We start from the raw sequence: 9,075 nt of genomic DNA, 5'->3' as shown, positions 1-9,075 counted from the left end.
CATACAGTGATTCTATTTCAAATGATTTTCTTCCCATAATTAAAACTCCTTTCTCCGTACATTTAGTATTTGGAGAAGAATTTTAATTATTCTGTATAAGTTAATATTTTAGTTAGAAACCCTATATGAGTGATTCTAATTGAAATTTAACTTATACATAAAATATACTAACAAAATTGAAAGCACATTTAAAAACTTTTTTTATAAGTCTTAGTGAGGTATTTTAGAAAATCTTAGAAGCTTATATATGTCTGAGGTACGAGTTTATATAAGCTCCTTTAGATTTTCAAAATACCGAGCTTTAGACTTATAAAAAGTTTTTAGTGTGATGAAATTTGTTAGTATATGGCTGGTATAAGTTGATTTTCTGGTTAGAAACTCTATATGAAAAGTTTAATTACAATTGGTATAGTAACTATTGAGAGCAGTGATGAAAAGGATACTATAAAAGCAGAATACTCTTTGTTTTTGTTAAAGTTTTCTGCAAAAATTGTTGTAAATGCTCCTGCAGGCATAGCTTGCATTAAGATTAATGTCTTTAATACCATAGAATGTTCTTTAAATAAAAGTGAAACTACGTATAATGCTGCTGGTATAAGTATAAGTTTTATGAGTGAACCATAGTACATACTCTTGTCTTTAATAATCTTACTAAGCTCACTTCTTGACAATAAACTTCCTATTATGAGCATAGATATAGGAGTTGTGAGACTTCCCACCATTTTCATTGTGTTCATAAACATAGGGGGGATTTTTATTGAAAATACCATAATTAGAAGTCCAATTATTGCAGAAACTATTCCTGGATTTTTAAGAGATTTTATTACTTCTTTAAAGCTGCTTGTATTATTAAATAGCATTACACCATAAGTCCATACAAAGATATTGAAAACCATGTTAAATATAGCAGCATAAACAACTCCCTCATTTCCAAAAATACTTTGAGCTACAGGAAATCCCATAAAGCCGCAGTTTGAAAACACCATTGCAAATTGAAGAACGTTCTTCTTATTTTTATCAACTCCTATAAGTAAAGGCTTTACGAATAGTGGAGTTAATGTAAATATTATAAAGCTGTAGATAAAAGCCCTTATAATATTATTTGCAACATTTGAACCATAAGAAATACTAAATGAAGAAATAACTAAAAAAGGAGTGGTTATTTCTACTAATAGCTTGGACAATCCATTTGATAAATTTTCATCTATAATATTTTTCTTTCCACCATAAAAACCTACTAATGCAACTAAAAACAACGATATTATTTGAGTTATTACTGTATTTGTTCCCATATATTAACCTTCCTGCTATTTATTGTTTTATAAAAAATTATATAAACAAATTTATCATATACAGATAAGATGTAAGTTGTCAAACATTAAGTTAGCAATTGAAAAGCTTTTATATCTGACTCAAATAGCGTATAAGGGGGGATAGATAAGAAATTGAAATAAATATTGACTTATTAGTAAATAAGATTTACACTAATGTTTGATAAACTGGTTCTTTCTATACAATTCGTTAGAATTATGGAATAGAAAAGTTTAGCGGCAATAAGTTTTACATTGCGGCAACGTAGACAAGCCTTGTGCTGATTTTGAAGTACGGGTAATTTTTTGATGTTTTCTCTAGGGGGAAATATGGCTATAAATGTGTTAAATAAAATAAAATTAAAATTATGTGAAGATATTTTTTTCTCGGCTTCTTTATTAGCAGTAATAATTACTTCTTTTTTTAATATTCCTCGTATAGATTACATAGATTTCAAAGTAATAGCTTGCTTATTTGAATTAATGATTATAATAAAAGTTTTTGAAGAATACTCTTTGCTTAGTTATATTTCGGTAGCTATTTTAAATAGTTGTAAAAATCAAAGAATATTAACTCAAGTATTGTGTTTAATTTCATTCGTATTTTCAATGCTTTTAACAAATGATGTGTCATTATTGACGGTGCTGCCTATTATGGTATTAATCTCACAAAAAAGTGATTTTAATATTATTATACCTTCAGTTATGGTAACAATTTCTGCAAATTTGGGAAGCAGTGCAACACCCATGGGGAATCCACAAAATCTTTATATTTTTTCATTTTTTAAATTAAATGCAAAAAGTTTTTTCGATTTTTCACTACCCATTTGTATCATTAGTTTAATTTTAATCATATTAATAAGTTTTATTATTAAGCCAAAGCAAATTAATTGTGATATGAGTTGTATTAAAGTAGTTGAAAAAAAGAAAATTGGTATATTTTCAATATTATTTGTTCTTATAATTTTAAGTGTTTTTGGTATGGTGTATTATTTAGCTTCATTATTTGTAGTGGTACTAATTACTTTCATTTTAAACAAAAGTACATTTAAAAAGGTTGATTATAGATTGCTAATTACTTTTATATGCTTTTTTATTGCAGTTGGCAATATATCAAATATATCTATTTTAAAAAGTAATTTATCAAATATTACTCAAACCATGGGAGCAAGTTATATTGTCTCGATTATTTTAAGTCAAATGATCAGCAATGTACCGAGCACAATTTTGTTGGCTCCTTTTACCAAGTATAGCTATGCTCTGTTTTGTGGTGCAAATATTGGTGGGCTTGGAACTCCAATTGCTTCTTTAGCTAGCCTTATATCATATAAGATATTTGTCAATGAATATCCAGAGAAGAAGAAGGAATATTTAATGAAATTTACTATTTTAAACTTTTTTTTCTTAGTTGTTTTAGGAACTTTTTTTTATAGTAGAATGTGAAAAATGAGGTTTTATCATGGAAATGAATTTAATTTGTTCTCAAAATATGACCAGAGTATTAGAAGAAATACTTAATACCCGGAAAATAAAAATTAGTAAGGATGCCAATGTGTGTGTAATTGAAAAAGGATTTCCTTTAGAAAAGGGAAAAATAGGCATATATTTTGATATGACGACCATAAATGTTTTAATGGATTATTTAGATGAAATTTCAACAAGTAAAGAGGAGTTTAAAAATATAATTACAGGAAGATGCGAAAAAGATGAGCTTAAAGTATTAACTTACGATGACATTTATTATTTTGAAGCTATGGGTAATGACGTTTTCGGTAGGACAAGGGACAAAAAATATAAAGTAAAGGAAAAGCTTTATGAGTTAGAAGAGAAGCTAGAAAGTAAAGGATTTATAAGAGTGAGTAAATGTTTTGTTGTAAATATAGAGAAGGTAGATCGTATAATTTCTTGGTTTAATAGTAAGCTTATATTAAAAATTATGAATATAGATGAAGAAGTTTATGTTACACGAAAATATTTGAACGATTTTAAGAAATTCCTCGGCGTATAGAGAGGTTTATAAATTTTGAGGTGATTTGAATATGAAGGAAAACGTAAAAGACTTTTTATTTAACTTAATAATATCTGTATTTATTGGATTATTTGTTGGTATGTGCCAAGTAACGGTTGTAAATATGAATGGCGTAGTTGCGTCTATATTAATTATATCTTGTATACTTGGTGGTGTTATCGGAACAATTTCCAGGTTTGTATTCATTTATATGTTTGGGATAAAACAAATTGATGCAAAATTATCTTTTTTAGCAGTGTTTGTTATAATAGGAGTTATTTCATATATACCATCGTTTTATAACTATTTAGTTTATGATGAAAAAATTGTAACGGTGACATTAGCCTCAATTTTAATATCAGCGGAATTTCTAGGAATGGGCTTTTGCTACTATTCCTATAAAAAATATTTGAAGTTTAATTTGAAACTTATAAATAAGAAGAAACAACTAAGAGGAAATCGTTAAATGTGTCAAAAAGTAACTAAATAAAAGTAAGGTTCGAGACTCTATGTGAACCTTACTTTTTATCTGATGGCTACCTACTTTCTTAAATTTACTCTGACAGCATATCCAGTCGTTATTTTATATACTCCTTGCAGAGAAACTACATTTTTATTTAAAGATTTAAATTGAGGTTTATCATTTTTAGTATCATATTTAATATAAAAATCATATTTACCATCGCTGTCAAAATCTATACTTTGAGAAATTACTTTAGGTATATTTTTACCCACATAATCAATTTCAACAAAGCCTTTAGACCTATCAGAAAAAAGACCCTGAAATACAGGTTTGTGTATTTTTATGTTATAATCCTTAAAAGAAATAGTCTTATTTACTTCACCGCCGGTATATATAGGAGAAACTTTTAGTGAAGTTATATTAACAAACTCTTTAGCCCAGAAGTCATTAGCTATAAAAGTGGCTAGTACTACAAATAAGGACAAAACAGCAGCAGTATATCCTAAAAAAGCTTTCAATTTGATCATTTTTAATCCGCCTTTCTTTTTATTATTTAATTGCTTCTAAAAAAAGCTGCCTGTAGTTATAAGTTTTAAAAGTCTATAGACTCCCTTAATCATAGCTCCACCACCAATTGTAAGTGCAAAAATATATGCAGGATAGAGAAATAAATACCTTGATAAATTAGTTTTCACACCTATTTTTGTACCTTTTATGTGATAAGATACAGCAGAAGCAGGACATGTATCTATACATTTTCCACATTTGGTACAGGTCATTAAAGCTTTCCCATTTGCAAGACTGTTCTCATCTATTGAGTAAGTTGGGCATTCTCTTACACACTTTTTGCAATTTAAGCATTTGTTTTTATCTATTCTTATTTCAAATATATTTATTTTGTTAGAAAAGGATTGGAAGGCTCCAAAGGGACAAAATAGTCCGCATTGAGTTCTTTTTCCAGTAAGTATAGGTAGTATTATAACTAAAATTAAGAATAAGGAGTAAAAAACTATAGTTTTAATTAACACTATTGTGGAAGTTATTTGTTCTGCTTCCGTAACTGCTTTAAAGGGACAAAGCCAATCACAGTAAACAGGAGCAAGAGTAGCAGCAGACAATAAAACAATGGATATTAAAATAGCAAAGGATAAATAAGTCCACTTCCTATTTATTTTCAACTTTGGTTTTTTACATAGTGAAGAACAGCCTTCATCAAGTCCTCCATAAAAACAAGCCCAACTGCACCAGCCCCGTCCAAAGGATATACTAGCTCCAAGCCAAATTACTATCATACTTGCAATGCTAGCAAATCCATTTAAAAGAGAACCAGGGAAAATTATGGTTTTGGTTAAAGCAGCAGGTATTATAATCATTGGAATAACCATATGACAAAATGGGGTTTCTCCATTAATAAAGGTGGATTCATTATAGAAAATACTTCCTCTTACTTCTATTAAATTAGTCATAAAACTGACTGCAAAAAGTAGGGCATAGACTACAAAAAATATCTTCCTATATTTATAAGTTTTCTTTGTGTACACCATAAGAAAAAATATTATATTTATAAAAATATAGCCTATGGAAAAAGAAATTTTCATTAAAGGTTCCTTTGGAAGGGAACTGCCGCCACTTAACAAAACAATACTTAACAGTAATATTGGTATACAAGCAGCTACTGATTTTGCAAATTTTTTGCCTGTACTTGTTTCTGCTATTTTTTTAGTTTCTAAATTATTCAACTTAACATCATCTCCTTAAAAAGCATCATTATTCCTGAATACATGTAAAACACTCCAATTATCAAAGAACACATTTGACCTATTAATTTAATTTGCTTACCTTTTAAAACACCTATAAATGGAATGGGTATGAAATAAACAGCAGTGCCTACGAAAAAGGCAGCAAAGTACAAAATGCTACTGATGATATTAGTAAAGAAAGCAGCATCTGAAAAAGCTAAAATGAATGGTGGACATACATTTATACCTGTTAAAAATCCTAAAAGAACTACAGTAGTAAAGCCCTTTTCTTTATTTGAGTAGTTAAAAAACTTATTAAAGTATTTAATATTGCAAAATCTATGTGACTTTGAAAATGTGTAAACTATAAGTGTAAATGATAAAAATATATAAGACAGTGCAAATATAATTTCTTTATAGTGAGATTGTTTTATTATAAAGTTTCCTGTAATCCACGCCAAAAGAGCAAATAGTATATAACCAAGAAGTCTTCCTAACATAAATTTGGATAAACAAATAAAATTCCATTTTGTCTTTTTGTCTTCACTTAAAATATAGGGAACAAATACAGGAATACAAGAAGCAAGGCAGTAGCCACCGCTTGAAAGTCCCAAGATAAATCCTTTGAACATAAGTTAACCTCCTTTTTATTACAAATTTATTATATTGGGTTTTATAAATGTAAACTATAGTTTTCTTTTAACATGCAATATAGAGTATATAAGATGCATTTTTGAAATGCTTGCACAAAATAAAAATAGGGTGCATATGGCACCCTAAAATACAATTTATTAAAATAAAATTATAGATCATCTGCAAATTTTTCTAACAGTTTTGCAGTAGAATTTAACTGTTCAATGGATGAAGAAATTTTTTGTAAAGCTGCTGATTGTTTGGATGATATACTTTCAACATTAGCTACTTTATCATTTACTTTTTCTACTGATGAGGATATACTTTTAATAACATGTTCTATTTTTTCTATAGATTCATTAGATGATCTGGATAATTTCCTAATTTCTTGTGCAACAATATTAAATCCTTTTCCCTGATCTCCAGCTCTTGCTGCTTCAATAGATGCGTTTAACCCTAAAAGATTTGTTTGAGATGATATGCCTTTTATGAAGCTAACTATATTATCTGTACCACTAGTCATATCTTTTGCAGTATTAGTTTCACATAGTATTTCATTGTTCATATTATCTAATTCTTGAACTTGAGATGAAATGTCAGTTATAACTGTTTGTACGTTTGACAGTTTTCCTAATAATGTATTTGTAATATTGGTTACAGCATTTTTTTTAGAAAGGCTTTTCCCAATGGCTAGTGATCCTATAACAGTTTGTCCATCTTTTATTGGAATCATATATGACTTAAATGCTACTCCTATAAAATCTTCAGGAATGATTTTAACATCAACTTTACCTAATTTCATTGCTTCTTTCACAAATTTTCCTGCTGGCGATCCTTCTTGAATTTTAGCATCTATTTCTTTACTACCTTGATAATATAATACCTTTTCTCTGTCAGTAAGCATTATTTCTATGTCATTATCAAAAAAAATATTAATATAAGGAATATTATTATAAACGCTCTTTAATATATCATTTGAAAAATTCTTTTTTAGCATAGTCTACTTTCCCTTCTATGGTATTTAATTTATCTGATGGCTACCTATTGTAACACTCCCGCTTCTATCAAAGTGGGAGATAACAGTAGCTACGCCCCTAGATAATTCATCTAAACTTAGTGGGAGGAACAAAACTCTAAAGAGAAAGTGACTATCATCAAATCAAAGATTTGAGATATCTGCTTTTCCCACTAAGTAAGATTCATTGATGAAATAGTGTAGTACATAATAATATATTATATAATAGTGGTATAAAAATGTAAAATTAAGTGTACCTTTGAATGAAAATCCAAGACGACTTATTTAGATATCTCTTTTTAATTCACGTACTATAGCAAAGACTTCCTCATCAGTAGTTTGTTCAAAATTCTTATAGTGTAAGCCTACAGCATAAAATTCATCGGGTATAAATAAGCATATAACTTCATCTACAAATTCTTTTAATAGAGAAATTGTATCTCGTGGGGCTACTGGTACAGCTAGAATAATTTTTTTTGCACCATGTTTTTTGATTGACTTTATAGCTGCTTGTATTGTAAAACCAGTTGCAATTCCATCATCAATAATTATTACTGTTCTATTCTTTACATCAGGAAAACTTTCATTTCCTTTATATTTATTTAATCTTCTTTTAATTTCTTTTATTTGATTAGATAATTCTTTTCCTATATACTCATCGGATATATTTAGCATATGTATATATTCTTCATTTAAAAGATAAGTTCCATCCAAGGATACAGCACCAATGGCAATCTCTTTATTACGAGGTGAACCGATTTTTCTTGGAATGATTAAATCCCATTCGAATCCAAATTTTTTTATAGTTTCATAAGCTGTTACTATTCCACCTCTTGGGACAGCAAGAACAATAGGATTATCATCTTTAAATTTCTCAAGTTCTATAGAAAGCTTTTCGCCAGCATCTTTTCTATCTACAAACATATTATCAACTCTTCCTTAATTTATCCGATTGCTACCATTGCTAACACCCCCCATCGCACTCTGTGAAAGCGACTATCACCAAATCAAAGATTTGGGACATCTGCTTTTCTTCAAAGTGGGGGATAAGCACTGCTACGCACCTGGGTAAATTCTTCTAAGGTTCAGATGGAGCAAAGGTATTCCTTATAAGCAAACTCCACCTGAACCTAAGAATCACTTGATATGGATTAGTTTAAGTTGAAACTATAAAATTATGCAAGAGATTTTAAATTTTTCTCTATATATTATATAATAGTAACATAATATATGGCGGGGAGGTTTGTCCTTATATGAAGAATATACTAACACAAGAAAATATTGATAAATTAAGAGAAGAATTAGACTATAGAATGACCGTAAAAAGGGCTGAAATAGCAAAGGAAAAATTAGTAGCTGCTGCACATGGTGATAGGTCTGAAAATGCAGAGTATAAAGAAGCCTGTGCAAACTACAGAGAAAATGACAATAGAATCCAGTATCTATTAAGTATGATTTCAACTGCAACTGTAATAGATGTTAAAAGTGCAGATAAATCGATAATAGGTGTTAATAGTAAATTTAAAATTAAATTTGTAGAGGATGAAGATGAAGAAATTGTATCATTAGTAACTACTATAGATGCTGACCCAGAAAATATGCTTATAAGCATAGAGTCAGATTTAGGAAAAGCATTAGTAGGCAAAAAAGTTGGAGATACAGTTGAAGTTAATGCTCCAAGTGAAAAATATACGGTAGAAATATTGAAAATGTTATAGTAAGTTTTATTTCAAATGATACATACGTTAGCTGTTCTAATATGAAAGATCACTGGATTGCGAAATTAAAAGATAAATATTTCTAAAGTGGGACTGTAAAATGTAGCCTCCTATGATAAAATCAAAATATCATAGGAGGCTATTATAAATTTAAATGATGGTTATAGACTGAAAACTTTATTTTTGTAT

10 protein-coding genes are annotated in these 9,075 nt (G+C 28.7%); 4 read left to right on the top strand and 6 right to left on the bottom strand.

Annotation, left to right across the window (positions count from 1 at the left end; all coding sequences use genetic code 11):
• Positions 1-380: 380 nt before the first annotated feature.
• Positions 381-1,292, bottom strand: a complete 912-nt coding sequence (locus CLRAG_RS02225; protein ID WP_065076878.1) for an AEC family transporter — start codon at positions 1,290-1,292, stop codon at positions 381-383.
• Between the two features lie 348 nt (positions 1,293-1,640).
• Here CLRAG_RS02225 and CLRAG_RS02220 point away from each other — a divergent pair, with 348 nt between their 5' ends.
• From CLRAG_RS02220 to CLRAG_RS02210, 3 genes are read left to right on the top strand one after another with little or no spacing between them, the layout of a single operon-like run.
• Positions 1,641-2,753, top strand: a complete 1,113-nt coding sequence (locus CLRAG_RS02220) for an SLC13 family permease (RefSeq protein ID WP_242872076.1) — start codon at positions 1,641-1,643, stop codon at positions 2,751-2,753.
• A gap of 16 nt (positions 2,754-2,769) precedes the next feature.
• A complete protein-coding gene (locus CLRAG_RS02215; protein ID WP_065076876.1) occupies positions 2,770-3,318 on the top strand; it encodes a LytTR family DNA-binding domain-containing protein in 549 nt (182 codons plus the stop codon).
• A 31-nt stretch (positions 3,319-3,349) separates the two neighbouring features.
• Positions 3,350-3,784, top strand: a complete 435-nt coding sequence (locus CLRAG_RS02210; protein ID WP_065076875.1) for a hypothetical protein — start codon at positions 3,350-3,352, stop codon at positions 3,782-3,784.
• Between the two features lie 74 nt (positions 3,785-3,858).
• Here CLRAG_RS02210 and CLRAG_RS02205 read toward each other — a convergent pair whose 3' ends face one another.
• The 5 genes from CLRAG_RS02205 to CLRAG_RS02185 all read right to left on the bottom strand — a co-directional run bounded on the left by CLRAG_RS02205 (position 3,859) and on the right by CLRAG_RS02185 (position 8,092).
• Entirely contained in the window at positions 3,859-4,308 is a 450-nt protein-coding gene (locus CLRAG_RS02205; RefSeq protein WP_065076874.1) for a hypothetical protein, read from the bottom strand.
• A gap of 36 nt (positions 4,309-4,344) precedes the next feature.
• Positions 4,345-5,520: a 4Fe-4S binding protein gene (locus CLRAG_RS02200; RefSeq protein ID WP_065076873.1), complete on the bottom strand. Its 1,176-nt coding sequence runs from the start codon at positions 5,518-5,520 to the stop codon at positions 4,345-4,347.
• A complete protein-coding gene (locus tag CLRAG_RS02195; RefSeq protein WP_065076872.1) occupies positions 5,517-6,152 on the bottom strand; it encodes a sulfite exporter TauE/SafE family protein in 636 nt (211 codons plus the stop codon). Before CLRAG_RS02195 ends, CLRAG_RS02200 begins: the two co-directional genes overlap by 4 nt.
• 170 nt (positions 6,153-6,322) lie before the next feature.
• Positions 6,323-7,150 (bottom strand): methyl-accepting chemotaxis protein, encoded by an 828-nt coding sequence (locus CLRAG_RS02190; protein WP_065076871.1) that lies wholly within the window; start codon positions 7,148-7,150, stop codon positions 6,323-6,325.
• A 303-nt stretch (positions 7,151-7,453) separates the two neighbouring features.
• On the bottom strand, positions 7,454-8,092 hold the full coding sequence (locus tag CLRAG_RS02185; protein ID WP_065076870.1) for a phosphoribosyltransferase: 639 nt from the start codon (positions 8,090-8,092) through the stop codon (positions 7,454-7,456).
• Positions 8,093-8,421: 329 nt separating this feature from the next.
• Here CLRAG_RS02185 and CLRAG_RS02180 point away from each other — a divergent pair, with 329 nt between their 5' ends.
• On the top strand, positions 8,422-8,886 hold the full coding sequence (locus tag CLRAG_RS02180; protein WP_065076869.1) for a GreA/GreB family elongation factor: 465 nt from the start codon (positions 8,422-8,424) through the stop codon (positions 8,884-8,886).
• Positions 8,887-9,075: the final 189 nt, after the last annotated feature.

Source organism: Clostridium ragsdalei P11 (assembly GCF_001675165.1).
GTDB lineage: Bacteria > Bacillota > Clostridia > Clostridiales > Clostridiaceae > Clostridium_B > Clostridium_B ragsdalei.
The sequence above is the reverse complement of the archived record's forward strand: the minus strand, read 5'-3'. Positions and strand labels throughout refer to the sequence as shown.